We start from the raw sequence: 26195 nt of genomic DNA, 5'->3' as shown, positions 1-26195 counted from the left end.
ATCTAATCATAGACCGTCTTGTCATACCTAACGTCCGGCTTTGAGTAACAGCCAGATAAAGACCGGCGCCCCGAGCGTCGCGGTGACCACGCCAATCGGTAACTCCGCAGAAGCAAGCGCCAGCCGAGCCACTACATCCGCCAGCAGCAGCGCAATGGCGCCCGCCAGCGCGCAGGCAGGCAGCAGGACGCGATGGTCCGTTAAGCCGCACAGACGTAGAATATGGGGGATCACCAGGCCAATAAAACCAATGGCCCCCGCCAGCGCCACGCTCACCCCGACCATCCACCCGGTAGCGACCACCAACAAATTACGCCAGAACCACAGGGGAAGTCCCAGCTGTCGGGCAGACGTTTCTCCCAACGCCAGCATGTTCATCGCCTGTGACTGACAGCAGATCCACATCAGTACCGGGATCAGGGCCAGCATCAGCCAGGCCTGCTCCCAGTTGACGCCGCCAAACCCACCCATCATCCAGTACATTAACTGACGCAGATCGAATGAGGTTGAAAAATAGATGGCCCAGGTCATCAGGGCGCTACAGATAATCCCCAGCGCCACCCCGGCAAGCAGCAGGCGACTGGTCGAAAGATGACGGCGGGCAAAACGCAAGAGGATCAGGGTAATGACCAGCGCGCCGACAATGGCACACAGTCCGAGCACCCAGTGTGGAAGCACGCCCTTCCCCAGCAGCACTGCGGCGATCAGTCCCACGCCTGCACCGTTGGAGACGCCGAGCAGCCCCGGTTCCGCAAGCGGGTTTTCAAACAGTGCCTGCATCACTGCGCCGGACAAGGCCAGCGCCGCCCCTACCAGCAGCACGGCCAGCGCGCGCGGAAGGCGAATTTGCCAGACAAAGAGTTCGCCACGCGGCGTCAGCCAGTCAGCAGGCGATATCCACTGCTCTCCGGCGCACAGACTTAACAGCAGTGTCAGTAGCATCAGTACCGACAGGCTCAGGATCCAGCGCACATGTTGTCGCTGTTGTTGACGGGCAAAAGTCAGCATGATTTCCGTTCAACTGAAAAAGATGTCATTGATTCTACGGTGCGACATCTTCGCAGAAAAGAAAAAAGGCCGCAAAAGCGGCCTTTTTGGTTAGATCTGATTACTCATCTTTGGGCGAAGCGTTTTCGACTCGGCTCTTTAACTTCTGTCCGGGTCTGAAGGTCACTACGCGCCGTGCTGTAATGGGAATATCTTCGCCCGTTTTCGGGTTACGTCCCGGACGTTGATTCTTATCACGCAGATCGAAGTTACCAAAACCAGAGAGTTTTACCTGCTCACCGTTTTCCAGAGCACGACGAATCTCTTCGAAAAACAGTTCGACCAGTTCTTTGGCATCCCGCTTGCTAAGCCCAAGCTTATCAAACAGATATTCTGACATTTCAGCTTTTGTAAGCGCCATAGGTTCAATCCCTCAATGATGCCTGGAATCGCTCTTTTAATGCCTCTACACATTTGGCAACGGTAGCGGCAATCTCCTCTTCTTCGAGTGTACGGCTGGTATCCTGAAGGATCAGGCTAATGGCGAGGCTCTTATACCCCTCCGCAACACCCTTACCACGGTACACGTCAAATAAGTTTACGCCAACTACCTGATTTACGCCAACTTTCTTACACTCGGATAAAATATCAGCAGCGGGAACGTTTTCTGCGACGACGACAGCGATGTCGCGACGGTTCGCCGGGAAGCGTGAAATCTCGCGCGCCTGAGGCACCACGCGGTCTGCGAGCTTGTTCCACTCCAGTTCGAACACCAGAGTACGGCCATTGAGATCCAGCTTACGTTCCAGCTCAGGATGAACAACACCAATGAAACCAATGCGTTCACCTTTCAGATAAATCGCTGCAGACTGTCCCGGATGCAGTGCAGGATTGGCCTCTGCTCTGAACTGAATGTCGCCGAGTTTACCGGTCAGATCCAACACCGCTTCCAGATCGCCCTTCAAATCATAGAAATCAACGGTCTCTTTTGCCAGGTCCCAGTGCTCATCGTGGCGGTTACCGCAGATAACGCCAGCCAGCATCAGATCCTGACGAATGCCCAGGTTGGCCTGGGTATCCGGCACAAAACGCAGCCCGCTTTCAAAAATACGTACGCGGTTCTGCTGACGGTTCTGGTTGTATACCACCGTTGCCAGTAACCCTGTCCACAGCGACAGGCGCATTGCCGACATTTCGATGGAGATTGGGCTTGGCAGCAGCAGCGCCTCTTCACCTGGGTGGAGCAACTGCTGTACTTTCGGATCGACGAAGCTATAGGTAATGACTTCCTGGTAGCCTTTGTCGTTCAGCAAGGTTTTCACACGTTTCAGCGACAGATCCGCTTCACGATGCGTCCCCATGATAAGACCGGCCTGGATGGGTTCGTCAGGGATGTTGTCGTAGCCATACACGCGGGCGACTTCTTCAACCAGGTCTTCTTCAATTTCCATGTCGAAACGCCAGCTCGGCGCAACGGCCTGCCACTCGCCTTCGCCTTCTGTCACATCACAGCCCAGACGACGCAGAATGTCGCTCACCAGCGCATCGGCAATGTGATGACCAATCAGGCGATCCAGTTTGCTACGGCGCAACGTAATGGTGGCACGCTTCGGCAGCGTCGCTTCATCCGTCACATCAATGACCGGACCAGCTTCGCCGCCGCAGATGTCCATCAGCAGACGGGTGGCACGTTCCATCGCTTTGTACTGCAGCGCAGGATCGACACCGCGCTCATAGCGGTGAGAAGCATCGGTATGCAGGCCATGACGGCGCGCACGACCGGTAATCGACAGCGGGCTGAAGAATGCACATTCCAGCAGCACGTTTTGTGTTTCATCGTTCACGCCTGAATGTTCGCCACCAAAGATGCCGCCCATCGCCAGCGCTTTCTGATGATCGGCAATCACCAGCGTATCTGCGTTCAGCTTCGCTTCACTGCCATCGAGCAGCACCAGCGTTTCGCCCTCTTTCGCCATGCGAACGACAATCCCGCCTTCAATGCGGTCTTTATCAAAGGCATGCATCGGCTGACCCAGTTCGAGCAACACGTAGTTGGTAACGTCAACCACCGCATCAATGGAGCGAATACCGCAACGACGCAGTTTTTCTTTCATCCACAACGGTGTAGGCGCTTTCACATTGATGCCTTTCACCACACGACCCAGATACCGCGGGCAGGCGTCGGAGGCTTCTACGGTAATCGGCAGAACATCGCTGACAGTTGCCGCAACCGGCACGATTTCCGGCTCAACCAGCGGCGCTTTATTCAGCACAGCCACATCGCGGGCCACACCGATGATCCCTAAGCAGTCAGCACGGTTAGGCGTGACGCTGATCTCAATGGTGTTGTCATTAAGCTTCAGATACTCGCGAATGTCGGTACCGATCGGCGCATCTGCCGGCAGTTCAATAATGCCGCTGTGATCGTCGGAAATGCCCAGTTCGGAGAAGGAGCACAGCATGCCTTCAGACGGCTCACCGCGCAGCTTAGCCGCTTTAATTTTAAAATCGCCCGGCAGAACGGCACCGATAGTCGCAACCGCCACCTTCAGCCCCTGACGGCAGTTTGGCGCGCCGCAGACGATGTCCAGCAGACGCTCACCACCGACGTTAACTTTCGTCACACGCAGTTTGTCCGCATTCGGGTGCTGGCCGCATTCAACCACTTCACCCACCACCACGCCGTTAAATTCACCGGCGACCGCGTCAACGCCGTCAACTTCCAGGCCTGCCATGGTGATTTGATTCGACAACGCGTCGCTGTCGATAGCCGGGTTAACCCACTCGCGTAACCACAGTTCACTGAATTTCATTGTTTTATCCTGCCTTTATTTAAACTGTTTGAGGAAACGCAGATCGTTTTCGAAGAACGCACGTAGGTCAGTGACACCGTAACGCAACATGGTCAGACGCTCCATACCCATCCCAAACGCAAAACCCGAGTAGATTTCCGGGTCGATGCCGACGTTACGCAGAACGTTCGGATGCACCATGCCGCACCCCAGCACTTCCAACCATTTGCCGTTTTTACCCATTACGTCCACTTCTGCAGACGGCTCAGTAAACGGGAAATAGGAAGGACGGAAGCGAATCTGCAAATCTTCTTCAAAGAAGTTGCGCAGGAAGTCATGCAGCGTCCCTTTCAGGTTGGTAAAGCTGATGTTGGTATCCACAATCAGGCCTTCCATCTGGTGGAACATCGGGGTATGCGTCTGATCGTAGTCGTTACGATACACGCGACCCGGCGCGATAATGCGAATCGGCGGCTGCTTTTCTTTCATGGTACGAATCTGTACGCCAGACGTCTGGGTACGCAGCAGACGCGTTGCATCAAACCAGAAGGTATCGTGATCTGCACGGGCCGGATGGTGACCCGGAATATTCAGCGCATCAAAGTTGTGATAGTCATCTTCGATTTCCGGACCGGTCGCCACGGTGAAGCCAAGCTCACCGAAGAAGCTTTCAATACGATCGATGGTACGGGTTACCGGATGCAGACCACCGTTTTCAATACGACGACCAGGCAGAGAAACATCGATGGTTTCCGCCGCCAGTCGTGCATTCAGCGCGGCGTTTTCCAGATCCGCTTTACGCGCGTTGAGCGCCTGCTGTACCTGCTCTTTCGCTTCGTTAATCACCGCACCGGCTGCAGGACGCTCTTCAGGTGGCAGCTCGCGCAGAGTCGTCATCTGAAGGGTCAGGTGCCCTTTTTTGCCCAAATATTCGACGCGCACATTGTCTAACGCGGCAACATCTGACGCCTGGTTAATGGCCGCCTTCGCACTGGCTACCAGTTCTGCGAGATGTGACATGGTTTTCCTCATTGTGTCGGTGAAGACACCGGTTCGTTGAACGTAATCTCTCGATTTCGGGCACAAAAAAAGCCTCCATCAGGAGGCTTTTTTGCGCTGTTTTTCGTTTCTTCTTTCACGCGCTAGCCTCCCGGAGTCAGGTGCTAAAGTAAAAAAAGAAGCGGAAAATAGCAGCATTCATGCTTGCGTTACCTTGTGTGGTAAAACCGGAGAACCTTTATTGAAAAGGGTTACGGATCAATTGTCAACTCATTGACGGTACAACAAATAAAAGAGAGGGAGCCAGGCTCCCTCTTTTCACTGGCTTATGCCAGAGCTGCTTTCGCTTTTTCGACCAGAGCGGTGAACGCTACTTTGTCGAATACTGCGATGTCAGCCAGGATCTTACGGTCGATTTCAACAGAGGCTTTTTTCAGGCCGTTGATGAATTTGCTGTAAGAAATACCGTTCTGACGTGCTGCTGCGTTGATACGCGCAATCCACAGTTGACGGAACTGACGCTTACGTTGACGACGGTCACGGTAAGCATACTGACCTGCTTTGATAACGGCCTGGAAGGCAACGCGGTATACGCGAGAACGCGCACCATAGTAGCCTTTGGCTTGTTTCAAAATTTTCTTGTGACGTGCGCGTGCAATTACACCACGTTTTACGCGAGCCATATGTGCTCTCCTGTATCTATTCTGATTTGCCCTTCATCTTTCACCACGGTGAAATCGATTAGGCATTAAAAAGTTAAAAAAAACGTTAACGGCTTATGCGTACGGCAGGCACGCGATAACCAGGCCCAGATCGCCTTTAGAAACAAGGCCTTTTGGACGCAGGTGACGTTTACGCTTAGTCGATTTTTTGGTCAGAATATGACGCAGGTTTGCGTGCTTACGCTTAAATCCACCACCACCGGTTTTTTTGAAGCGCTTAGCAGCACCGCGTACGGTCTTAATTTTTGGCATTTTAATAACTTCCACTTCGCATTGTTAATAAACGAAACATAGGCGAACAACGGCTGTGGAACCCGCAGGCTCCACAGACATTGCTACTTGAAGGCCTTACTGTTTCTTCTTAGGAGCGAGCACCATGATCATCTGGCGGCCTTCGATCTTCGTAGGGAAGGATTCGACTACTGCCAGTTCACTCAGATCGTCACGGACGCGCGTCAGCACTTCCATACCAATCTGTTGGTGGGCCATCTCACGACCGCGGAAACGCAGCGTGATCTTGGCCTTATCGCCATCTTCCAGAAAGCGAATCAGGCTGCGGAGTTTTACCTGATAGTCGCCATCATCGGTACCAGGACGGAATTTAATTTCCTTAACCTGGATAACTTTTTGCTTTTTCTTCTGTTCCTTAGAAGACTTACTCTTTTCATAAAGGAACTTGCCGTAGTCCATGATACGACAAACTGGCGGTTCGGCGTTAGGGCTGATTTCAACTAAATCTACTCCAGCTTCTTCAGCTTTTTCGATAGCTTCTCTCAGACTCACAATACCCAAAGCTTCGCCTTCCAGACCTGTTAAGCGAACTTCCAGGGCGCGAATCTCGCCATTGATACGATTCGGACGTGCCGTTTGAACTCGTTTTCCGCCTTTAATACCTTATTCCTCCAGTTGTTGAAGACTGCGGCTGCGAATCTCTTGTTGCAGCTTCTCAATCACTTCACTTACGTCCAGGCTGCCCAAGTCTTTGCCACGACGGGTACGCACGGCAACTTTGCCGGCTTCTACCTCTTTGTCGCCACAGACCAACATGTAAGGGACACGACGTAAAGTGTGCTCGCGGATTTTAAAGCCTATCTTCTCATTTCTCAAGTCTGCTTTTACACGAATGCCCGCATTTTGTAGTTTCTGCGTCAATTCGTTAACGTATTCAGACTGTGAATCGGTAATGTTCATCACCACTACCTGAACCGGCGCAAGCCAGGTCGGGAAGAAGCCGGCGAACTCTTCAGTCAGGATACCGATGAAACGTTCCATAGACCCAAGAATTGCGCGGTGAATCATAACCGGTACCTGACGCTCGTTGTTTTCGCCCACATACGAGGCGCTCAGACGAGACGGCAGAGAAAAGTCCAGCTGTACAGTACCGCACTGCCATGCGCGATCGAGACAGTCATACAGGGTAAATTCAATTTTCGGACCGTAGAACGCGCCTTCACCCAGTTGGTATTCAAATGGGATATTGTTTTCTTCCAGCGCAACGGCCAGATCCGCCTCAGCACGATCCCACATTTCATCGCTACCGATACGTTTTTCGGGACGAGTGGAAAGTTTGACGACGATTTTCTCGAAGCCAAATGTGCTGTACATATCGTAGACCATACGGATGCACGCGTTAACTTCATCGCGGATTTGCTCTTCAGTACAGAAGATATGCGCATCATCCTGGGTGAAGCCACGCACACGCATCAGACCATGCAGCGCACCTGACGGTTCGTTACGATGGCAGCTACCAAACTCTGCCATACGCAGCGGCAGGTCGCGGTAGGATTTCAGGCCCTGATTAAAGATCTGTACGTGACCCGGACAGTTCATCGGCTTGATGCAGTATTCACGGTTCTCAGAAGAGGTAGTGAACATCGCATCTTTGTAGTTGTCCCAGTGCCCGGTTTTTTCCCACAGCACACGGTCCATCATGAACGGTCCTTTCACTTCCTGATACTGATACTCTTTGAGCTTGGAGCGCACAAAGACTTCCAGTTCGCGGAAGATAGTCCAGCCGTCGTTATGCCAGAACACCATACCCGGCGCTTCTTCCTGCATGTGATACAGGTCAAGCTGCTTACCGATTTTACGGTGGTCACGTTTTGCCGCTTCTTCCAGACGTTGCAGATAAGCACTGAGGGCTTTTTTATCTGCCCAGGCCGTTCCGTAGATACGCTGCAACATCTTGTTGTCGCTGTCGCCACGCCAGTATGCACCTGCGGTTTTCATCAGTTTAAAGTGATGGCAGAAGCGCATATTCGGCACGTGCGGACCACGACACATATCGACATATTCTTCATGATGATACAAACCAGGTTTGTCATCATGGGCAATGTTTTCATCAAGAATGGAGACTTTATAAATCTCGCCACGCTTCACGAAGGTTTCACGCGCTTCGTGCCAGCTGACTTTTTTCTTAATGACATCGTAATTTTTCTCAGCGAGCTCGTGCATCCGCTTCTCGAGCGCATCGATATCTTCCTGGGTCAACGTACGGTCAAGGTCCACATCATAGTAGAAACCATTGTCGACAACCGGACCGATAGCCATCTTGGTATTTGGCCAAAGTTGTTTGATCGCATGACCTAACAGGTGCGCACAGGAGTGACGAATGATCTCCAGCCCTTCTTCATCTTTTGCGGTGATGATAGAGAGCGTCGCATCATTTTCGATCAGGTCAGAAGCATCAACCAGCTCGCCATTAACGCGGCCAGCGAGGGTGGCTTTCGCCAGACCAGGACCGATATCCAGAGCAACATCCATGGGGCTTACAGCGTGGTCGTAATGGCGTTGACTGCCATCAGGAAGAGTAATAACAGGCATGTTATGTCCTTATTTGCAGTGGTGACCCATACGCAAGATCACATACAAAGAGAAAATTTGTTTGTTTACAGTTAGTTGTGAAGCCATCTAACCAACAATTGCTAAATTGGCACACAATCTGGGACACATCAGCATTCGCTACGCGAGCGCTGCAATGTGGTCGAACGATGGTAACACTAAAAAAAGGGAGAATGCACCCTTCTGTTTTATATTGGGCTGGCTCACGACGTTAGCGGGTATTTTCTCCCTGTGCGGAACGATATTTCGGCATTCCCGACTACATTCCTGGCGGATTGGTACAATACCGCTCACGTTATCAAACATAAGATCCCGGTTCGATAACAAAACAGGATAACGAGTCATGAGCGATATTTTAAAAGCGGCATTTATTTTTGTTGCGCCTCACGCGGTTGCTGAGACCCATAACGCCTGGGTAAAAACCGAACAGGTGCAGGTGAAAACGATCGCGGTGAGCGATTATCAGCAGGCGGGTAAACTCCTTGATGCGCTTTATGACGAGGGGATCCGGGCGATTGAATTGTGTGCGGGTTTCGGCCATCTTGGTGTTGCACATATGGTGAAGGCGGCAGCAGGCCGAATGCACGTAGGCGTCGTTCGCTTTGACCTTCATCCGGGGCTGGGGAACCAAAGTGGAGACAGTCTGTTTGAATAAGGCACTGAGTCAGAGGTAAACAGCGACATGCAACGACGCAGCGCGCCCAGTCCGGCGCTGGCTGACTGGATAGCCCATTTCTGGTGCTGGCAAATGTCAGCAGGGACGCCCTTGCCCACGCTTTTTCCCGGGACCGGAGGCGAACTGCTGCTCAACCTGGGCGATCCTCTGCGCATTGCGACGATACCGCTTGATAGCCAACAGACAGCAAATTGCCTTATTGTCCCAAAGGGCGAGGCTGTCCTGCTTCGCCCGCGCAGGTCCAGAATGACATTCATCCCCCAGGGAGAAATCGATTTATTGTCAATCCGACTGCGTTCTGCCACCTGCTTCCCCCTCCTGGGTGTCGCGATGGATGAACTGGATGATGTTCCCGTTTCCTTCACCGATATGGGTTTACGTTGGGCGATCCCGGAACTGATTAATTTACCGTATGAAATGCGCATCAACCGGTTAGAACGCTGGCTGCTGGCTATTGCTGACCGTCGCCATCTGGTGAACACCGCGCTCATTCAGGCGGTGAACCGACTGTATTATGGAGATGCTTTCTCGACGCTCCGTAACCAGTTGGGGTTGACTGAACGGACAATGCTACGACGCGTTCATCAATTTACTGGCGTCGATGCACGCTATTTTTGCCGCACAGCCCGATTTCAGAGAACGCTGCGCCAGCTGCTGACAGAAGGCGATGTTCTGAACAGCGCACTCAACCACGGCTACTACGATCAGGCCCATTTCATCAAAACATGTCGCCTCTATACCGGTCTGACGCCGACTGAACTTTTGAAGCTTCAGTACCGGCAGCCTAATTACTATACCAACGCGCTTGCAGAGTAGGTGCCATAGCCCCCTCCTTTTCCTTCCCTGTTGGACGAGGCAAGATGCATATCCATTCACTGATTGGCTGACAGTTTTGTTACACTAGGATTAACCGTCTGGAACCGACAGGAAATAAATGATGCCATCAAATCGCTTCGCCAAAAAACACTGGAAAATGGTGGTCGTCCTGATCGTCATCTGTGGTGCAATGCTATTGCTACGCTGGGCAGCAATGATTTGGGGATAGCGGCGAAACAGCGCCCCGTCGCGTCAGACATCGAGATTCTGGCGAAGTGAAGATTCTGGATAAAGGCGTGGCGGGTGAATTGTCATCAAACACCGTAATAAAAAAGCCAGACTGGAGAACAGTCTGGCCTCGGCTTACATCCGGTAGCCCAGAGAGACGGTGGTACGTCTGTCCGTGTGCTCCGGCGCCGTCTCCGGCGGTTCTGAGTTCCACGTCACGTTGTACGCCACTTTCAGGCCAAAATGCTCATTGATTGCCACATTCAGCGCCGTCTCGGAGTTCAGCGTTGTATCTTCAGCACCGAACACCGACACGCCTTGCGTAAATTTGGTGTTGTCTGAAATCTGCCATGCATACGCGCCAGAGGCATAGCCCAGCGGCTGGGTTTCCGTCTTGCCATCAGTATGTTCGTCGTAACGTACGCCCGGACCGAATTCAAAACGGAAGCTATGTACGGGACCGTTAAGGAACTGGCGACCATAACCGGCGGTGAACACATCGCGCTCACGGTAGCCGTTATAACGGTCTGTCAGCCAACTCGCCTGGCCGAAAAGGTAGTCATAATCGGTCACATTGTAACGACTACGACCGCCAACAGCATATTTCTCTGAAGAGCGTTCATCATTGGAAGACGTGTTGCTCGCATTCCCCCACAGTGACCAGGCCGTTGATTGTCCGTACCAGGTCATGGTCGTGTCCGCGGTCAAAGAAGAACTTTTCGTGTTGCCTGACTGCGCAAGGTAACCGGCGTTGAGATTGCCTTCGAAGGGTTTCTTCGCACTTGAGGGGTCATCCATGACAGTAAAAACGGAATCATCGGCAGTTGCATACATCGACGCAAACACGCCTCCCGCCAGCAGAATGGCAGCGGGAACTGTCTTTAAAAGCTTCATTTATAAAGAGTCCGTACAACAAAAAAAGAGACCATTACGGTCCCGGAAACTTTCAGAGGGATCAATGGCTAACGCCCCAGGAAAGGTAACAAATTATAAAAAGGCTCGAATAACATAGCAATGAATTCTTATTTCATTTTTTGAATAAGAGAGCTCTCAAAACAATTAAATATTTATATAACCTTACGGCAAATAAAATAAATAAACTTTAATTAATCATATTGTTAATGACTTCACTTTAGGGCTATTCGGTGCCAGACTGAACGCAGCCTAACAGGAGGTAACGATGGTACGTATCTATACGTTGACGCTTGCGCCCTCTCTCGATAGCGCAACGATCACCCCGCAAATCTATCCCGAAGGGAAACTCCGCTGTACTGCCCCGGTATTTGAGCCCGGTGGCGGAGGCATTAACGTCGCTCGCGCCATTGCCCATCTGGGCGGAACCGCGACCGCCATTTTCCCCGTCGGCGGCGCAACCGGCGAACATCTGGTCGCCCTGCTTGCCGATGAAAACGTTCCGGTAGCAACCATTGATGCAAAAGACTGGACGCGTCAGAACCTGCATGTTCATGTCGAATCCAGCGGCGAGCAGTATCGCTTTGTGATGCCCGGCGCGGCATTGAATGACGATGAGTTTCGCCAGATAGAAGAACAAGTGCTGGAGATCGAGTCCGGCGCCATTCTGGTGATCAGCGGCAGTTTGCCGCCGGGGGTCAAAGTCGAAAAACTCAGCCAGTTGATTACCGCCGCGCAGAAACAGGGGATCCGCTGCATCATTGACAGCTCCGGCGACGCGCTGACGGCCGCGTTAGCCATTGGCAATATTGAACTGGTCAAACCCAACCAGAAAGAACTGAGCGCGCTGGTTAACCGCGAACTCACCCAGCCTGATGACGTGCGCAAAGCGGCGCAGGAAATTGTCCGCAGCGGCAAAGCGCAGCGCGTCGTCGTCTCTCTCGGTCCCCAGGGCGCGCTGGGCGTGGACAGCGAAACCTGCGTGCAGGTCGTACCGCCGCCGGTTAAAAGCCAGAGCACCGTTGGCGCAGGCGACAGCATGGTGGGGGCAATGACCCTCAAACTGGCTGAAGGCGCCTCGCTTGAGGATATGGTGCGCTTCGGCGTTGCGGCCGGTAGCGCCGCGACCATCAACCAGGGAACGCGCCTGTGCTCCCACGACGACACGCAGAAAATCTACGCTTACCTTAGCCAGCCATAATGATTTCCCCCTCTTTTCGAGGGGGAATTTCGCCCAAACCTGTCGGCATACGCGTTCACCGTCTATGCTACAAACTCATGAGATTACAAAGGGGTGTCAAATGGCCAGTGGGGATATCACCCGATATGTTGTTACCATCACGTTCCACGAGGACTCCTTAACGGAAATAAATGAACTGAACAACCATCTCACCCGTGCCGGTTTTCTGCTCACTCTCACGGATGATGACGGGAATGTGCACGAGCTGGGAACCAATACCTTTGGGTTGATTAGCGCCCAGAGTCTGGACGAGGTCAAAGCGCTGGCCGCAGGGCTGGCTGAAAGTGCGTTAGATAGAGCGCCGGAGGTCAGCGTGGTGACCTGGGAAGAGTGGGAACACAGCGGACAATAAATGCCATTCCCGCGAAAACACGTCCACGGTGTGCGTTAGTTCGTGTTTTTTAACCGCATCTTTGCGCTAACCTTATGATCTGGCAGACAACATGGGGAGAGACATCATGTGGCAGGCTATCAGTCGTCTTTTAAGCGAGCAACTCGGTGAAGGCGAAATCGAACTGCGTAACGAACTGCCTGGCGGAGAGATTCATGCCGCGTGGCATTTACGCTATGCGGGACGCGATTTCTTCGTTAAATGTGATGAACGGGAACTGCTTCCGGGCTTTACGGCAGAAGCCGATCAATTAGAACTGTTATCACGCAGCCATACGGTGACGGTCCCCAAAGTGTGGGCGGTAGGTGCGGATCGTGATTACAGCTTTCTGGTGATGGATTATCTCCCTCCTCGTCCGCTGGACGCGCATAGTGCGTTTATTCTGGGGCAACAGCTTGCCCATCTGCATGAATGGAGCGATCAGCCGCAGTTTGGGCTGGATTTCGATAACGCGCTTTCGACCACTCCGCAACCCAATGCCTGGCAACGCCGCTGGTCAACCTTCTTTGCCGAACAGCGCATTGGCTGGCAACTTGAACTGGCGGCGGAAAAAGGCATCGCCTTTGGTAATATCGACGCCATTGTCGAACATGTGCAACAGCGTCTCTCCTCTCACCAGCCGCAGCCCTCTTTGCTGCACGGCGATTTGTGGTCAGGGAACTGCGCGCTGGGGCCAGACGGTCCGTATCTGTTTGATCCGGCCTGTTACTGGGGAGACAGAGAGTGCGATCTGGCAATGTTGCCGTTGCATACCGAACAGCCGCCGCAAATTTATGATGGTTATCAGTCGGTGTCGCCACTGCCGTTAGATTTTCTCGACCGACAGCCGGTGTACCAACTGTATACCCTGCTCAACCGGGCAAGACTGTTTGGCGGTCAACACCTGGTGATTGCACAGAAGGCAATGGACAGACTCCTCGCGGCGTAATAATGGCTGACATCAAAGGCCGCCGGATGGCGGCCTTTTGGTTCAGACAAATCCCAACAGCGAAAAGAATACATATCCGAGAACGATGATAATCACCGGCAGGATATAGAGCGGGAAAAACTGCAGAAAAATCGTATGATGCGGTACCACAATGCGCGACTCAATCTGTTCGCGAGACAGTCCTTCGCTGCCCTTGGCTTTCTCCAGAATCAACTGGTCTTCGACGCCTTCACGTAAAAACCGCGCCTGGCGACTCATGCGCGCGCCGGAATCCTGCATCGCCAGCCCGATAAAAATCAGCGCAAAAATCAACCAGAACAAAATGTTCAGGCTATTGTGAAAATCCGGCGTCGGCGAGTTGTACCAGAAGAGGTTCAGAAACGGGGTATTCACTCGCATCATATCAATCATGACATGGGTAAAATCGAGCATCACCGCGTTAATTCCTTCCTGCTTTTCGCTGTGCGCATACATAAATTTCAGGGCTGAAATCAGCGTGGAGAGGAGTGTCGGGATAAATATCACCCATCCTAAGATCCTTTTTAACACCGCTATGCGTCCAGCTTGTTGATACGTCATGAGTTCCCCTTGATGAAGACGCGTCGTTTTGGCTTAAGTCTACCTGCTGATAACCCTTTTCGCCCGATCTTTAAAAACGTTATGATAGCGGCTAACGCTGATTACCCTACATTTAATGCTCAACAGGAGAGGTTGTAATGTCAACCCCGCGTCAAATTCTTGCGGCAATATTCGATATGGATGGATTACTGATTGATTCCGAGCCGCTGTGGGATCGGGCTGAACTGGACGTACTGTCCAGCGTTGGCGTCGATATCACTCGTCGTCATGAACTCCCGGATACGCTGGGGCTGCGCATCGATATGGTTGTTGATCTCTGGTTTGCCCAGCAACCGTGGAGCGGGCCGAGCCGCCAGGAGGTCACCGATCGCGTCATTACCCGCGCTATCGCCCTGGTTGAAGAGACGCGTCCGCTATTGCCTGGCGTCAAAGAGGCTATCGCGTTGTGTAAAGCGCAAGGTTTGAAGGTGGGACTGGCGTCAGCGTCCCCTCTGCATATGCTGGAAAAAGTCCTGGCGATGTTTGACCTGCGGGAGAGCTTCGATGCCCTCGCCTCTGCGGAAAAACTGCCCTACAGCAAACCCCATCCTCAGGTTTATATTGACTGTGCGGCAAAACTGGGCGTCGACCCGTTATGCTGTGTCGCGCTGGAAGATTCCGTCAACGGCATGGTGGCGTCTAAAGCAGCCCGGATGCGCTCTATCGTCGTGCCGGATAAAGAGGTGAGACACGATCCGCGCTATATCCTCGCCGACGTCAGGCTCAATTCACTCACGGAACTGACCCTCGCCGATTTGCGCGGCTAACCGGGAGCGGGCAATGGCAACATTGCCCGCCTCGTTAGACAGTTAATAAATTTAAAACAACGTTTCATTTTTAATTGTATTCCTTCCGTTCCTCTCCTATCCTTCCTTCAGGGCACATAACAGATAAAAACGGATAGCCGAGGTTACTATGATTCTGGATGCATTTCGTCTCACAGGTAAAGTCGCCATCGTCACTGGTTGTGATACCGGACTTGGACAAGGGATGGCGGTTGCACTGGCGCAAGCCGGTTGTGACATCGTCGGCGTGAACCGCAAAATTCCTCATGACACCGCCGCCAAAGTAGAAGCGCTGGGACGCCGCTTTTTCACCATTCAGGCCGATCTGAGCCAGCAGGAGGTCATCGCGGGCGTTGTCGCCCAGACGGTTGAGAAATTCGGTCACATCGACATTCTGGTGAACAACGCCGGAACCATTCGTCGCGAAGACGCGCTCAATTTCAGCGAAAAGGACTGGGACGAGGTGATGAACCTGAATCTCAAGTCGCTCTTTTTTCTCTCCCAGGCCGTGGCACGCCAGTTCATCGCTCAGGGCCAGGGCGGCAAAATCATTAATATCGCCTCAATGCTATCGTTTCAGGGCGGGATTCGCGTCCCGTCCTATACGGCCTCAAAGAGCGGCGTGCTGGGCATTACCCGACTGTTAGCCAACGAGTGGGCGCAGCATCAGATTAACGTCAACGCCATCGCCCCCGGCTACATGGCGACCAACAATACCCAACAACTGCGGGAAGATGCCGGGCGCAATCAAGAGATTGTCGATCGCATCCCGGCGGGTCGTTGGGGAACGCCAGAGGATCTGCAAGGCCCGGTCGTTTTCCTCGCATCACCCGCGTCGGATTACATCAACGGCTATACGCTTGCCGTCGATGGCGGTTGGTTAGCGCGATAAACGCGCAGTATTGACAAAGAGTTACAACGTCACCACTTCCGCCCACTGTATAAAAACCCTATACTGTACGAATTCACAGTTTATCAGGTTTTATCATGACGGCGGAAGGTCACCTCCTCTTTTCAATTGCCTGCGCGGTGTTCGCTAAAAACGCGGAGCTGACGCCCGTGCTCGCACAGGGTGACTGGTGGCATATTGTTCCCTCCGCGATTTTGACCTGTCTGTTACCGGACATCGATCACCCAAAGTCATTCCTCGGTCAGCGCCTGAAATGGGTTTCGAAACCGATCGCCCGGGCGTTTGGTCACCGCGGATTTACCCACAGTCTGCTGGCCGTCTTTGCGCTACTGGCCACCTTCTACCTGAAAGTACCGGAGAGTTGGGTCATCCCCGCCGACGCCTTACAGGGCATGGTGGTGGGCTATCTGAGTCATATTGCTGCAGACATGCTGACGCCAGCGGGCGTCCCCCTGCTCTGGCCCTGTCGCTGGCGCTTTCGCCTGCCGATTCTGGTCCCGCAGAAGGGTAATCAGTTGGAGCGATTTCTCTGCATGGCGCTGTTTGCCTGGGCGGTATGGATGCCACAAACCTTGCCCCAGAACAGTGCAGTTCGCTGGTCATCCGATATGATTAACACGCTGCAATGGCAGTTCAACCGCTTCATAAAGCATCAAATCGATCAGTAAAACAGCGGAAATCGCGTTTTTGGCATAAACAATTCCATTTGAATATAAGAGCCAGGTCACAGTTCTGCTAACCTTGCGACAACAGGATCGCTGTGACACAGCGGGACGAATAATAAAATCAGGAGAACGGGGATGAATTTTCCATTAATCGCGAACATCGTGGTGTTCGTCATTCTGCTGTTTGTGCTGGCACAAGCCCGTCATAAACAGTGGAGTCTGGCAAAGAAAGTACTGGTTGGTCTGGTCATGGGCGTGGTCTTTGGCCTTGCGCTGCACACCATTTATGGTTCTGACAGCCAGGTGCTGAAAGATTCCGTTCAGTGGTTCAACATCGTCGGTAACGGCTACGTTCAACTGCTGCAAATGATCGTTATGCCGCTGGTCTTCGCCTCGATTCTGAGCGCGGTCGCCCGTTTGCATAATGCCTCTCAGTTGGGAAAAATCAGCTTCCTGACCATCGGTACTCTGCTGTTCACCACGCTGATTGCCGCGCTGGTCGGGGTGCTGGTGACCAACCTGTTTGGTCTGACCGCCGAGGGTCTGGTACAAGGTGGCGCAGAGACGGCACGTCTGAATGCCATTGAAACCAACTATGTCGGTAAAGTGGCCGATCTCAGCGTTCCACAACTGGTGCTTTCGTTTGTACCGAAAAACCCGTTTGCCGATCTGACCGGCGCGAACCCAACCTCTATCATCAGCGTGGTGATTTTTGCCGCCTTCCTCGGTGTCGCGGCACTGAAATTGCTCAAAGATGACGCGCCAAAAGGCGAACGCGTGCTGACCGCTATCGACACGCTGCAAAGCTGGGTGATGAAACTGGTTCGCCTGGTCATGCAGTTAACGCCATACGGCGTCCTGGCGCTGATGACCAAAGTGGTGGCCGGTTCCAACCTGCAGGACATCATTAAGCTGGGCAGTTTTGTTATCGCCTCTTACCTCGGTCTGGGCATTATGTTCGTCGTCCACGGCGTGCTGCTTGGCGTGAACGGCGTGAGCCCGCTCAAGTACTTCCGCAAAGTGTGGCCGGTTCTGACCTTCGCCTTCACCAGTCGCTCCAGCGCGGCCTCTATCCCGCTGAACGTGGAAGCGCAAACCCGCCGTCTGGGCGTGCCGGAATCTATTGCCAGCTTCGCCGCCTCCTTTGGTGCGACGATCGGCCAGAACGGCTGTGCCGGTTTGTATCCGGCCATGCTGGCCGTTATGGTGGCGCCGACGGTTGGCATTAACCCGCTGGATCCGCTCTGGATTGCGACGCTGGTCGGTATTGTTACCGTCAGCTCCGCCGGGGTAGCCGGTGTCGGTGGCGGCGCCACTTTCGCTGCGCTGATTGTACTGCCGGCGATGGGCCTGCCTGTCACGCTGGTAGCGCTGCTCATCTCCGTTGAGCCGCTGATCGACATGGGTCGTACCGCACTGAACGTCAGCGGTTCGATGACCGCCGGTACGCTGACCAGCCAGTGGCTGAAGCAAACCGATAAAACCATTCTGGATGGTGAAGACGACGCCGAACTGGCGCATCACTAAATACCCCAAAAAAACAGAAAACCGCCCTTCGGGGCGGTTTTTTTAATACCGGAATTAATCTGCTATTTCGTTTTCCTGACGAACCTGATTTGCCCAGCGCTGGGCCGATTCCGCCTCGCTAAACGTCGGCGATCGCTGGAACGACTCCCCCATTAAGACAAACGCGACATACTTTCCGCGCAAGATCCACACGTCACGAAACGCGTCCATTTTTATCGCATGTTCGGGCGGTGCAGGTTCAACACGCGGAACATAGCTAATAACCGGGCGATTTTGTTGGCGAAGAGGTTTCATCATTAATTGCTTCACTAAGACAAATTCAAAAATCAGAAAAGAACTATCTTAGCCGATTTTACCCCCGCACGTCCTGCCTCTGGCGTGCTCTTTCCCCTGTCTGCCGACGCAGCCATCCGCCTTCTGCCCGGCGGGATCGCGCGAGTGGACTATAGTTAGGGGGTTTTTGACAAAAAACAACGACCCTTTCAGCAATGAAAAATGGAGACGAGTTCAATGTCGCATAACCAGAAAAATCCTCATCCGCATCAATCACCGGTACACGATCCGCGCGAAGCAAAACCTGGCCTGGACTCTCTGGCACCTGACGACGGGTCATATCGCGCTGTTCCTGAGCCGACGCCTCCAGGCTCTCAGCCCACGGCTCCCGGCAGTCTGAAAGCCCCGGATACCAACAATAAAAAGCTGAGCGATCTGGAAAACGTCCGCACCGGCAGCGAAAATTATGCCCTCACCACCAATCAGGGAGTACGCATTGCCGACGATCAGAATTCACTGCGTGCCGGACATCGCGGTCCTACGCTGCTTGAAGATTTCATCTTGCGCGAAAAAATCACCCATTTTGACCATGAGCGCATTCCCGAGAGGATCGTCCATGCGCGCGGTTCGGCCGCACACGGATATTTCCAGCCCTACAAAAATCTTGGCGATATCACCAAAGCCGACTTTCTCTGCGACCCGGATAAAATCACCCCGGTCTTCGTGCGTTTCTCCACCGTTCAGGGCGGCGCAGGCTCGGCGGATACGGTGCGTGATATCCGTGGTTTTGCCACCAAGTTTTACACTGAAGAAGGGATTTTTGACCTGGTCGGCAATAACACCCCTGTCTTTTTTATTCAGGACGCGCACAAGTTTCCTGATTTCGTCCACGCAGTGAAACCGGAACCGCACTGGGCAATCCCCCAGGGACAAAGTGCGCATGACACCTTCTGGGATTATGTTTCGCTACAGCCAGAAACCTTGCATAACGTCATGTGGGCGATGTCCGATCGCGGCATTCCACGCAGTTATCGCACGATGGAAGGGTTTGGCATCCACACGTTTCGCCTGATCAACGCAGCAGGCAAGGCCACCTTCGTTCGTTTTCACTGGAAACCCCTGGCAGGCAAAGCCTCACTGGTATGGGATGAAGCGCAGAAGCTGACCGGCCGTGACCCGGACTTCCATCGTCGGGAACTGTGGGAAGCCATTGAAGCGGGCGATTTCCCGGAATATGAGCTGGGGCTACAACTTATCCCGGAAGAGGACGAGTCGAAATTCGATTTCGACTTACTGGATCCCACTAAGCTGATCCCCGAAGAGTTGGTTCCGGTGCAGCGTGTCGGTAAAATGGTACTGAACCGCAACCCCGATAATTTCTTCGCCGAAAACGAACAGGTCGCCTTTCATCCCGGCCATATTGTTCCCGGCATAGATTTCACGAACGATCCACTTCTTCAGGGCCGCCTGTTCTCCTATACCGATACGCAAATTAGCCGCCTGGGAGGAGCTAACTTCCACGAAATCCCGATCAACCGTCCGACCTGCCCTTATCACAACTTCCAGCGTGACGGGATGCATCGAATGAGTATCGACACCAATCCGGCAAACTATGAGCCCAATTCCATCAATGATAACTGGCCACGTGAAACGCCGCCGGGGCCGAAACGCGGCGGCTTTGAGTCCTATCAGGAACGCATCGAGGGTGACAAAATCCGTGAGCGTAGCCCTTCATTTGGCGAATACTACGCCCATCCGCGCCTGTTCTGGTCAAGCCAGACGCCCGTCGAGCAGTTGCATATTGTCGATGCCTTTAGCTTTGAGTTGAGTAAAGTCGTTCGTACCTGGATCCGTGAGCGGGTGGTCGACCAGTTGGCGCATATCGACATTAACCTCGCACAGGCGGTTGGGAAGAATCTGGGTATTGCACTAACCGATGAGCAGACGCAAATTGCACCACCGCCGGAGGTGAACGGACTGAAGAAAGATCCTTCGCTCAGCCTGTATGCCGTACCGGACGGCGATATTAAAGGCCGCGTCGTCGGAATTTTGCTCAACGGCAAGGTGAAATCAGCCGACCTGATGTCCATCCTGCAGGCACTTAAAGCGAAGGGCGTACATGCAAAACTGCTCTACTCGCGGATGGGCGACGTTGTCGCCGATGACGGTTCACGACTGACCATCGCCGCCACCTTCGCCGGTGCGCCGTCTCTCACCGTGGATGCGGTGATTGTACCGTGCGGCGATATCGCCGATATCGAGGACAATGGCGATGCACAATATTACCTGCTGGAAGCGTATAAGCATCTCAAACCCATCGCGCTCGCAGGTGAAGCGCGGCGCTTTAAAGCGCAGTTGAATATCGACAATCAGGGTGAGGAAGGCGTTGTGGAAGGTAGTGACGCAGATAGCCGTTTTATGGATGAGCTGTTTACGCTGATGGCAGCCCACCGCGTCTGGTCGCGAACGGCTAAAATCCCGGCCATACCGGCCTGAGACAAATTGCAGGCAAAAAAAGCGGCGCACCACGCGCCGCAAACTCAGGAGTCAGACATCAAGAAAACTGCCCAGACGGTAGCCGCGTTCCGCAATCGCATACTTGAGCGATGCCGAGGTCAGTACGTCCAGCTCAGTCAAACGGGGGTAACAATAGGCGCTCTGACGGATGATATCGTCGATAAACGCCGGGTGACACATCACTTCCAGTGAGGATTCTCCACGCCTTGCGGATTCGTCGAGAACATGCAGAAACAGCGCTTCAGTAATTTCTTCCCCATAAAACTCGCTGCTGAATCCCTGTGAACTGCGCAACGTCGCCGGAAGATCCCCTGCCTGAAACACCGGCTGGCGATCGATGCGTAGCGCAATATTGTGCTCTGCGGCAAAACGCGCAACGAGGGGGAAGATCTGCGGGAACATATGCACATGGTGATGGCTATCCAGATGCGTAGGCTCCCGCCCGAACAGGTCGATGAAACGCTGATACTGACAGGCAAGCTCACGGGCGATTTCGTCCAGTGGCAACGTATCTTCCTCTGCCATCTGCCAGATCCATTTTCCCAGACGCCCTTCACGGGTTAATCCCGGCATCTCTGTCAGGGATTTTCCCAGCGTCAGAACAAAGTGCATACCCACCGCCAGCGTTGGCAGATCGCGACTTAACGTGACCGCATGCTCAATGGCATCACCGTTCACCAGCGCCGTGGTAGAGGTCACCACACCGTGGCGACAGGCCTCCACGATGCCGTAGTTTTGCCCTTTGCTCAGGCCAAAATCGTCCGCGTTTACAATCAATAAGCGTTCCATAGCCAACCTCTTTAGTGTTGTGCGCCTTTCAGCTTCGCAATGCACCCGGCAAAGTTTGGCAACCACTTTTCGTGTGCCAGTATCAGTTCACGCGCCAGACCTTCTGCGTCGTGATCCGAATGCACCAGCGGACTCAGGTTCAGCGCCAGCAGCACATCGTTAAACTCACCGCTCAGCGCCGCGTTGCTGGCAGCCACTTCAAAGCCTTTGATGGTATAAATCAATCCCAACACTTTCTCGTCAAAATGGGTGATGCGTGGCGTCGGCGTCGCCCCGTCGCGGCCCAGCGTGCAGGTCATCTCAACCGCCCAGTCAGCCGGAATATTATCAACATGACCGTGATGCGGAATGTTGACGTAATGCTCGGTCTGCTTGTCATTGAAAATCGCATTAATAACTTCACAGGCAGCGTCAGAGTAGTACGCACCACCACGCTGTTCCAGTTCCTTCGGCTTAACGTTCAGTTCCGGGTTCTTATACAGATCGAACAGCTGTTTCTCGACCTGCTGCACGACCTGTGCCCGCGCACCGCCCTTGTAGTATTCCCCCATCTCGATCGCCAGCATCTCTTTTTGCTTGAAGTAGTACAGCAGATACGAGCATGGCAGCAGATTCAGGGAGCGAATCAGCCCTTCGCTGAACGGCAGATCAAAAATGTTTTTCACCGTAGATGCTTTAAGCTGGCCCGAGGCTACGCCATCCAACAGTTCGGCAAAGCGTGACTGGCCATTAACGATCACATCTTTGATGAACACCATATGGTTGAGGCCGAACAGGTCGATAGACAGGTCGTCACTCTCTTTCAGCGCCAACACATCGTGGATGAACATCTTCATCCCTACCGGAATGTTGCACACACCAATAAAGCGTTTGAAGCTCGTATGGCGATAGACCGCCTCAGTCACCATGCCAGCCGGGTTAGTAAAGTTAATCACCCATGCATTCGGACACAGCGCTTCCACATCTTTAATGATGTCAAAAATCACCGGGATGGTGCGCAGTCCTTTAAACAGGCCACCAGCACCGTTGGTCTCCTGACCCAGATAACCGTGGCTCAGCGGAATACGCTCATCCAGTTCACGCGCTTTCAATTGTCCTACACGCAGTTGCGTGGTTACGAAATCGGCATCTTTCAGCGCTTCGCGGCGATCCAGCGTCTTAAACACCTTCATCGGTACGCCTGCTTTTTCAATCATGCGCTGGCAAAGTTGGTAAATAATATCCAGTTTTTCTTCGCCGCCTTCGACGTCAACCAGCCACAATTCGGAAACTGGCAATTCGTGGTAGCGCTTAATAAAACCTTCCAGCAATTCCGGGGTGTAACTGCTCCCGCCACCAATGGTGACGACTTTTAATTTCTGGCTCATCGTATCTCCCTTCAGTGCTTAACACTGGCGTGAATGATGCTCTGCCCTCTGTCAGGTATGACGCAAGCGTCCCGCGTCAATAATGGGCAAGCGTAAACCTGGTTATTGAGTAAAATAATTACTGATTATATTGCGTGAGTTTTTTTCTGTAGCTATTAGGCGTAAATGACGTCATTTTTTTAAACGTTTTAATAAACAGGCTTGGACTACTGTATCCCGCTTCATAGGCAATATCCGTTACGGAGTAGTTCGTCATCTCCAGCTGTTTCTTGGCAAAGTTGATGCGAATTTCATTAATCAATTGCATCGGCGTTTTGCTGTAATAACGCTGGGTCGCTCGCGTCAGGTATTCCTGAGATTTTGCGGACAGGGAAACCATATTTTCCAGAGCATTTTCACCAAACTGCGCTTTATTGTGCATGGTTTCCACGGTGGCTTTCAGCCACTGTGGAATATCATCAAGAACCTGTTCTTCACGATAATGACGCAGACGGTTGATAATGTAGAAGGTGACCACTTCGACAAACTCTTCCAGTCCGGTATCACGAAAGTTGAGCGACGCGATAACCGTCTCGACATAGGTTAAAAATGCGCTGTTGGTGCGATAGACCTGCGATGCCACAAAACAGAACGGCATGAGCGGGCTGTAGTGCTGTTCAAAAAAACGTTTACTGATGCCAACGTTGAGAATACGCGTCGCGCCGAACTCGTAGAAGCTCTGATGGTGCGAACCGAGCGGGACAAACACAAAATCACCCCGTTCCAGCAGCACGCGTTTACCGTTGATCTCCTGGTAATAGCGCCCCGTGAGCACTAGCGTAAATTCATAGTAATCGTGCTGATGCAGACCGCAGGCGCTCTCTGTCTTGTTGTAGATAAAGACATGGAAATTTTTACCGTTAAACAACTGCTGTTCGCGGGCAATGGTGATTTCCGGTGCGGTAGCCTGTAGTTGCATCGTCAACTCCTTACTATTTCAGCTTCTCGTGAAGCTCAATCAACTCTGCCACCAGTTCGCGTGCCAGCATTGACGTCATCAGGTGATCCTGCGCGTGAACCAGAACCAGACTGACTTTCATTTTACCTTCGCCCTGATCGCCTTCAATCAGTTTCGTCTGCACCAGATGCGCTTCATTCAGCGCCATGCGCGACTGTTCCATCATCGTTTTCGCCACGTCGAAGTCGCCCTGCTTCGCCTGCTTTAACGCCGCGTAGGCCAGGCTGCGCGCCTGCCCGGAGTTGATGATAAGCCCCATCACCACTTCTTCGAGCTCTTCGGCTTCGGCCTGCGTATCGGTAATATTATCGAGATCCATCATAAATCATTCCTCTTTGACGACCCGGCATGCGTCGCCACATGCCGGGTTAAACTTAAAATTTCAGTGCATTAGCGATATCTTCTTCGCTCTCTTCCTTGTCGATAGCGTTCTGCGCTTTGTTCGCAACCACTACGAACGGCAGGTAAATCAGCGTCGCTATCCCTAAGTTGAACAAGGCGACCAGCAGAGCAGCAACGCTGCCGTTGGTGTTAAAGAAGGCCCCCAGCCCGGTTGGCATGGTCCACGGCGCGATGTTAGTAATCGGCGGGATGATACCCAGGTAGTAAGCTATCAGCGTAATCGCGGCCAGAATCGGTTGGACCAGAATGAACGGGATGAACATCACCGGGTTCATGATGATCGGCAGACCAAACAGAATCGGTTCGTTAATCTGGAAGAGACCAGAAGGTAACGCCAGCTTCGCCACCTGGCGATAATCCGCACGGCGAGAGGCGATGAAAATCGCGATGATCAGACCCAGCGTTGCGCCGCTGCCGCCGAGGAAAATATAGGAGTCCAGCATCGGTTTGGCCCAGACGTGGAACGTCTTACCGGCAGCCAGCGCGGCATCCACTGAACCGTACTGCTGATAGATAGAGATGTTTTCCAGCGCCCACGGCGTCATGATGCCGCTGTCGAGCGCCGTCAGCGCAAGTGAACCGTGGATACCGAAGAACCACAGCAGCGGAACAAAGAGCACGTACGCCCAGCCAACCACACTGCCCAGCGATGCCAGCGGTGTAGAGATGGTGTCCATAATGATCTGGTGGAAGTTGGTTCCCCAGGTCGTCAGCGCCCAGGCAATGATCCCCATCACCGAGAGGATAATAAAGCCCGGAATCAATGCAGAGAATGAACGGGAGACGGATGCCGGTACGCTATCAGGTAATTTGATGACCCAGTTGCGATGAACAATAAAGGTAAACATTTCCGCGACGACCAGACCGATAATAATACCGGAAATGATATTCGCGCCGCCCAGCCAGTTCGCCCCTACCGCATAGGCTTCGCCCACGCTATAAGGCGTTACGGTCATAAAGGCCGCAACCGATAACAGACCGGCCGCCAGGGCGTCGACTTTGCGTTCTTCCGCCAGCGCCATGCCGATAAAGAATGGCGCCATCAGTGACATAATGCCCAGCGTACCGTTATAAACGTTTCCGCCGATGCCTTTCAGACTATTGAGGTTTTCAATGGTTGAAGCATCCAGCCGAACGCCGAGGGAATAAAAAAACGACCCCTCCCCAAAGCTCAGGAAAACGTTATTAATTAATACAAACATGGCCCCCGCGAGGGTTAATGGCATTAAGCGAATAAAGCCGTTTTTGATTGCATTAACGTGTGGCTGCTTTCCTATTTTGACAGCAAAAGGAAGGAGTACCTTTTCAAGTGAAGCAATGACGTTACTCATAGAAAAATACCCTTAAAGACCGCAATTAATTATTGCGGTATATGTAAATGAAATAACTCTTTGACGGGAAAATTTAAAATATTAATTTGCAGCGGCTTTTTTAATTGCTGCAACAGCAGCCTTAAGCACGCCTAAACCATCGACTTTGCCATACAGCAGCGAGTCAATCACTTCTACAGGTTTGTTCGGTAACAAACGCTGAATTTCGGGCAACATATAAGCAATTTGCGGACCTAATAATACCACGTCGGCGTTGGGTCCTTTTTCACCGGCAAGCGTTTCCGGGAATGCATCAATAATAACCGGGACTTCATACTTTTCCGCCTGCGCGCGCATCTTTGACACTAACAAAGAGGTAGACATACCCGCAGAGCAAAACAGATAAATGTGTTTCTTTTCCATTTAGACCTTCCTCATGTGCGATTATCTGTCAACCAGACACGCCGCAAGTCTCAACCTGCATCCATGCTCTGGACAACCTG

29 protein-coding genes and 1 other annotated feature are annotated in these 26195 nt (G+C 52.8%); of the genes, 11 read left to right on the top strand and 18 right to left on the bottom strand.

Annotation, left to right across the window (positions count from 1 at the left end):
• Positions 1 to 27: 27 nt before the first annotated feature.
• From btuC to thrS, 9 genes are all read right to left on the bottom strand, one after another.
• Positions 28 to 1008, bottom strand: coding sequence for a vitamin B12 ABC transporter permease BtuC (gene btuC / locus OGY35_RS19260; RefSeq protein WP_286633157.1), 981 nt, complete (start codon positions 1006 to 1008; stop codon positions 28 to 30).
• A gap of 100 nt (positions 1009 to 1108) precedes the next feature.
• On the bottom strand, positions 1109 to 1408 hold the full coding sequence (gene ihfA, locus OGY35_RS19255) for an integration host factor subunit alpha (RefSeq protein ID WP_001229265.1): 300 nt from the start codon (positions 1406 to 1408) through the stop codon (positions 1109 to 1111).
• 4 nt (positions 1409 to 1412) lie between these two features.
• Positions 1413 to 3800 (bottom strand): phenylalanine--tRNA ligase subunit beta, encoded by a 2388-nt coding sequence (gene pheT / locus OGY35_RS19250; protein WP_286633156.1) that lies wholly within the window; start codon positions 3798 to 3800, stop codon positions 1413 to 1415.
• Positions 3801 to 3815: 15 nt separating this feature from the next.
• The gene (gene pheS / locus OGY35_RS19245) at positions 3816 to 4799 is read right to left on the bottom strand and encodes a phenylalanine--tRNA ligase subunit alpha (protein WP_152404906.1); all 984 of its coding nucleotides are present in this window, start codon (positions 4797 to 4799) and stop codon (positions 3816 to 3818) included.
• Positions 4800 to 4861: 62 nt separating this feature from the next.
• Positions 4862 to 4985, bottom strand: a sequence feature (Phe leader region).
• Complete coding sequence (gene pheM, locus OGY35_RS19240; RefSeq protein WP_001386830.1) at positions 4936 to 4980, bottom strand: pheST operon leader peptide PheM; 45 nt, start codon at positions 4978 to 4980, stop codon at positions 4936 to 4938. (Overlaps the previous feature by 45 nt.)
• A gap of 119 nt (positions 4986 to 5104) precedes the next feature.
• Positions 5105 to 5461, bottom strand: a complete 357-nt coding sequence (gene rplT / locus OGY35_RS19235) for a 50S ribosomal protein L20 (RefSeq protein WP_000124850.1) — start codon at positions 5459 to 5461, stop codon at positions 5105 to 5107.
• A 93-nt stretch (positions 5462 to 5554) separates the two neighbouring features.
• Positions 5555 to 5752 carry a 50S ribosomal protein L35 gene (gene rpmI, locus OGY35_RS19230; RefSeq protein WP_003030583.1) on the bottom strand — a complete coding sequence of 66 codons (198 nt, stop codon included), beginning with the start codon at positions 5750 to 5752 and terminating at the stop codon, positions 5555 to 5557.
• Between the two features lie 96 nt (positions 5753 to 5848).
• A complete protein-coding gene (infC, locus tag OGY35_RS19225; protein WP_052746887.1) occupies positions 5849 to 6391 on the bottom strand; it encodes a translation initiation factor IF-3 in 543 nt (180 codons plus the stop codon).
• Positions 6392 to 6394: 3 nt separating this feature from the next.
• Entirely contained in the window at positions 6395 to 8323 is a 1929-nt protein-coding gene (gene thrS, locus OGY35_RS19220) for a threonine--tRNA ligase (RefSeq protein WP_043000876.1), read from the bottom strand.
• 361 nt (positions 8324 to 8684) lie between these two features.
• Between thrS and OGY35_RS19215 the strand changes: the two genes are divergently transcribed.
• The 3 genes from OGY35_RS19215 (at position 8685) to yniD (ending at position 10062) form a co-directional block, all read left to right on the top strand.
• Positions 8685 to 8996, top strand: coding sequence for a DUF6506 family protein (locus OGY35_RS19215; protein WP_178823266.1), 312 nt, complete (start codon positions 8685 to 8687; stop codon positions 8994 to 8996).
• Positions 8997 to 9023: 27 nt separating this feature from the next.
• Positions 9024 to 9833, top strand: a complete 810-nt coding sequence (locus OGY35_RS19210; RefSeq protein WP_286633155.1) for a helix-turn-helix domain-containing protein — start codon at positions 9024 to 9026, stop codon at positions 9831 to 9833.
• Positions 9834 to 9954: 121 nt separating this feature from the next.
• Positions 9955 to 10062, top strand: coding sequence for a small membrane protein YniD (yniD, locus tag OGY35_RS19205; protein ID WP_086512613.1), 108 nt, complete (start codon positions 9955 to 9957; stop codon positions 10060 to 10062).
• Positions 10063 to 10196: 134 nt separating this feature from the next.
• On the opposite strand, the gene OGY35_RS19200 is transcribed toward yniD, so the two are convergent.
• Positions 10197 to 10955 carry a DUF481 domain-containing protein gene (locus OGY35_RS19200; RefSeq protein ID WP_152404909.1) on the bottom strand — a complete coding sequence of 253 codons (759 nt, stop codon included), beginning with the start codon at positions 10953 to 10955 and terminating at the stop codon, positions 10197 to 10199.
• Positions 10956 to 11241: 286 nt separating this feature from the next.
• Here OGY35_RS19200 and pfkB point away from each other — a divergent pair, with 286 nt between their 5' ends.
• From pfkB to OGY35_RS19185, 3 genes are all read left to right on the top strand, one after another.
• Positions 11242 to 12174 (top strand): 6-phosphofructokinase II, encoded by a 933-nt coding sequence (gene pfkB / locus OGY35_RS19195; protein WP_152404910.1) that lies wholly within the window; start codon positions 11242 to 11244, stop codon positions 12172 to 12174.
• Positions 12175 to 12274: 100 nt separating this feature from the next.
• Positions 12275 to 12565 carry a type V toxin-antitoxin system endoribonuclease antitoxin GhoS gene (gene ghoS / locus OGY35_RS19190; protein ID WP_286633154.1) on the top strand — a complete coding sequence of 97 codons (291 nt, stop codon included), beginning with the start codon at positions 12275 to 12277 and terminating at the stop codon, positions 12563 to 12565.
• A 106-nt stretch (positions 12566 to 12671) separates the two neighbouring features.
• Positions 12672 to 13532, top strand: coding sequence for a fructosamine kinase family protein (locus tag OGY35_RS19185; protein WP_046479718.1), 861 nt, complete (start codon positions 12672 to 12674; stop codon positions 13530 to 13532).
• Positions 13533 to 13574: 42 nt separating this feature from the next.
• On the opposite strand, the gene OGY35_RS19180 is transcribed toward OGY35_RS19185, so the two are convergent.
• Positions 13575 to 14111: a YniB family protein gene (locus tag OGY35_RS19180; protein WP_178824886.1), complete on the bottom strand. Its 537-nt coding sequence runs from the start codon at positions 14109 to 14111 to the stop codon at positions 13575 to 13577.
• Between the two features lie 137 nt (positions 14112 to 14248).
• On the opposite strand from OGY35_RS19180, the gene hxpB reads away from it, so the two are divergent.
• From hxpB to tcyP, 4 genes are all read left to right on the top strand, one after another.
• Positions 14249 to 14917: a hexitol phosphatase HxpB gene (gene hxpB / locus OGY35_RS19175; protein ID WP_286633153.1), complete on the top strand. Its 669-nt coding sequence runs from the start codon at positions 14249 to 14251 to the stop codon at positions 14915 to 14917.
• A 148-nt stretch (positions 14918 to 15065) separates the two neighbouring features.
• Complete coding sequence (gene kduD / locus OGY35_RS19170; RefSeq protein WP_286633152.1) at positions 15066 to 15827, top strand: 2-dehydro-3-deoxy-D-gluconate 5-dehydrogenase KduD; 762 nt, start codon at positions 15066 to 15068, stop codon at positions 15825 to 15827.
• Between the two features lie 95 nt (positions 15828 to 15922).
• A complete protein-coding gene (locus OGY35_RS19165; RefSeq protein WP_042319395.1) occupies positions 15923 to 16513 on the top strand; it encodes a metal-dependent hydrolase in 591 nt (196 codons plus the stop codon).
• Positions 16514 to 16645: 132 nt separating this feature from the next.
• Entirely contained in the window at positions 16646 to 18037 is a 1392-nt protein-coding gene (tcyP, locus tag OGY35_RS19160; protein ID WP_286633151.1) for a cystine/sulfocysteine:cation symporter, read from the top strand.
• A 54-nt stretch (positions 18038 to 18091) separates the two neighbouring features.
• Here the strand turns inward: tcyP and cedA are convergent, their stop codons facing one another.
• Positions 18092 to 18346, bottom strand: a complete 255-nt coding sequence (gene cedA / locus OGY35_RS19155; protein WP_178825496.1) for a cell division activator CedA — start codon at positions 18344 to 18346, stop codon at positions 18092 to 18094.
• 201 nt (positions 18347 to 18547) lie between these two features.
• On the opposite strand from cedA, the gene katE reads away from it, so the two are divergent.
• Positions 18548 to 20806 carry a catalase HPII gene (katE, locus tag OGY35_RS19150; RefSeq protein WP_286633150.1) on the top strand — a complete coding sequence of 753 codons (2259 nt, stop codon included), beginning with the start codon at positions 18548 to 18550 and terminating at the stop codon, positions 20804 to 20806.
• A gap of 51 nt (positions 20807 to 20857) precedes the next feature.
• Here katE and chbG read toward each other — a convergent pair whose 3' ends face one another.
• The 6 genes from chbG to chbB all read right to left on the bottom strand — a co-directional run bounded on the left by chbG (position 20858) and on the right by chbB (position 26115).
• On the bottom strand, positions 20858 to 21616 hold the full coding sequence (gene chbG / locus OGY35_RS19145; RefSeq protein WP_286633149.1) for a chitin disaccharide deacetylase: 759 nt from the start codon (positions 21614 to 21616) through the stop codon (positions 20858 to 20860).
• An 11-nt stretch (positions 21617 to 21627) separates the two neighbouring features.
• Complete coding sequence (locus OGY35_RS19140; protein ID WP_152404918.1) at positions 21628 to 22983, bottom strand: 6-phospho-beta-glucosidase; 1356 nt, start codon at positions 22981 to 22983, stop codon at positions 21628 to 21630.
• A gap of 118 nt (positions 22984 to 23101) precedes the next feature.
• On the bottom strand, positions 23102 to 23941 hold the full coding sequence (chbR, locus tag OGY35_RS19135; RefSeq protein ID WP_042319407.1) for a transcriptional regulator ChbR: 840 nt from the start codon (positions 23939 to 23941) through the stop codon (positions 23102 to 23104).
• Between the two features lie 13 nt (positions 23942 to 23954).
• Positions 23955 to 24302, bottom strand: coding sequence for a PTS N,N'-diacetylchitobiose transporter subunit IIA (chbA, locus tag OGY35_RS19130; RefSeq protein WP_286633148.1), 348 nt, complete (start codon positions 24300 to 24302; stop codon positions 23955 to 23957).
• A 52-nt stretch (positions 24303 to 24354) separates the two neighbouring features.
• Positions 24355 to 25713: a PTS N,N'-diacetylchitobiose transporter subunit IIC gene (gene chbC, locus OGY35_RS19125; protein ID WP_152404920.1), complete on the bottom strand. Its 1359-nt coding sequence runs from the start codon at positions 25711 to 25713 to the stop codon at positions 24355 to 24357.
• A gap of 81 nt (positions 25714 to 25794) precedes the next feature.
• Positions 25795 to 26115 (bottom strand): PTS N,N'-diacetylchitobiose transporter subunit IIB, encoded by a 321-nt coding sequence (gene chbB, locus OGY35_RS19120; protein ID WP_152404921.1) that lies wholly within the window; start codon positions 26113 to 26115, stop codon positions 25795 to 25797.
• Positions 26116 to 26195 lie beyond the last annotated feature (80 nt).

The organism is Citrobacter sp. Ct235, assembly GCF_030332305.1.
GTDB classification, from domain to species: Bacteria; Pseudomonadota; Gammaproteobacteria; order Enterobacterales; family Enterobacteriaceae; genus Citrobacter_A; species Citrobacter_A telavivensis.
Note: the sequence above shows the minus strand (reverse complement) of the source record. Positions and strands in the feature narration are given on the sequence as shown.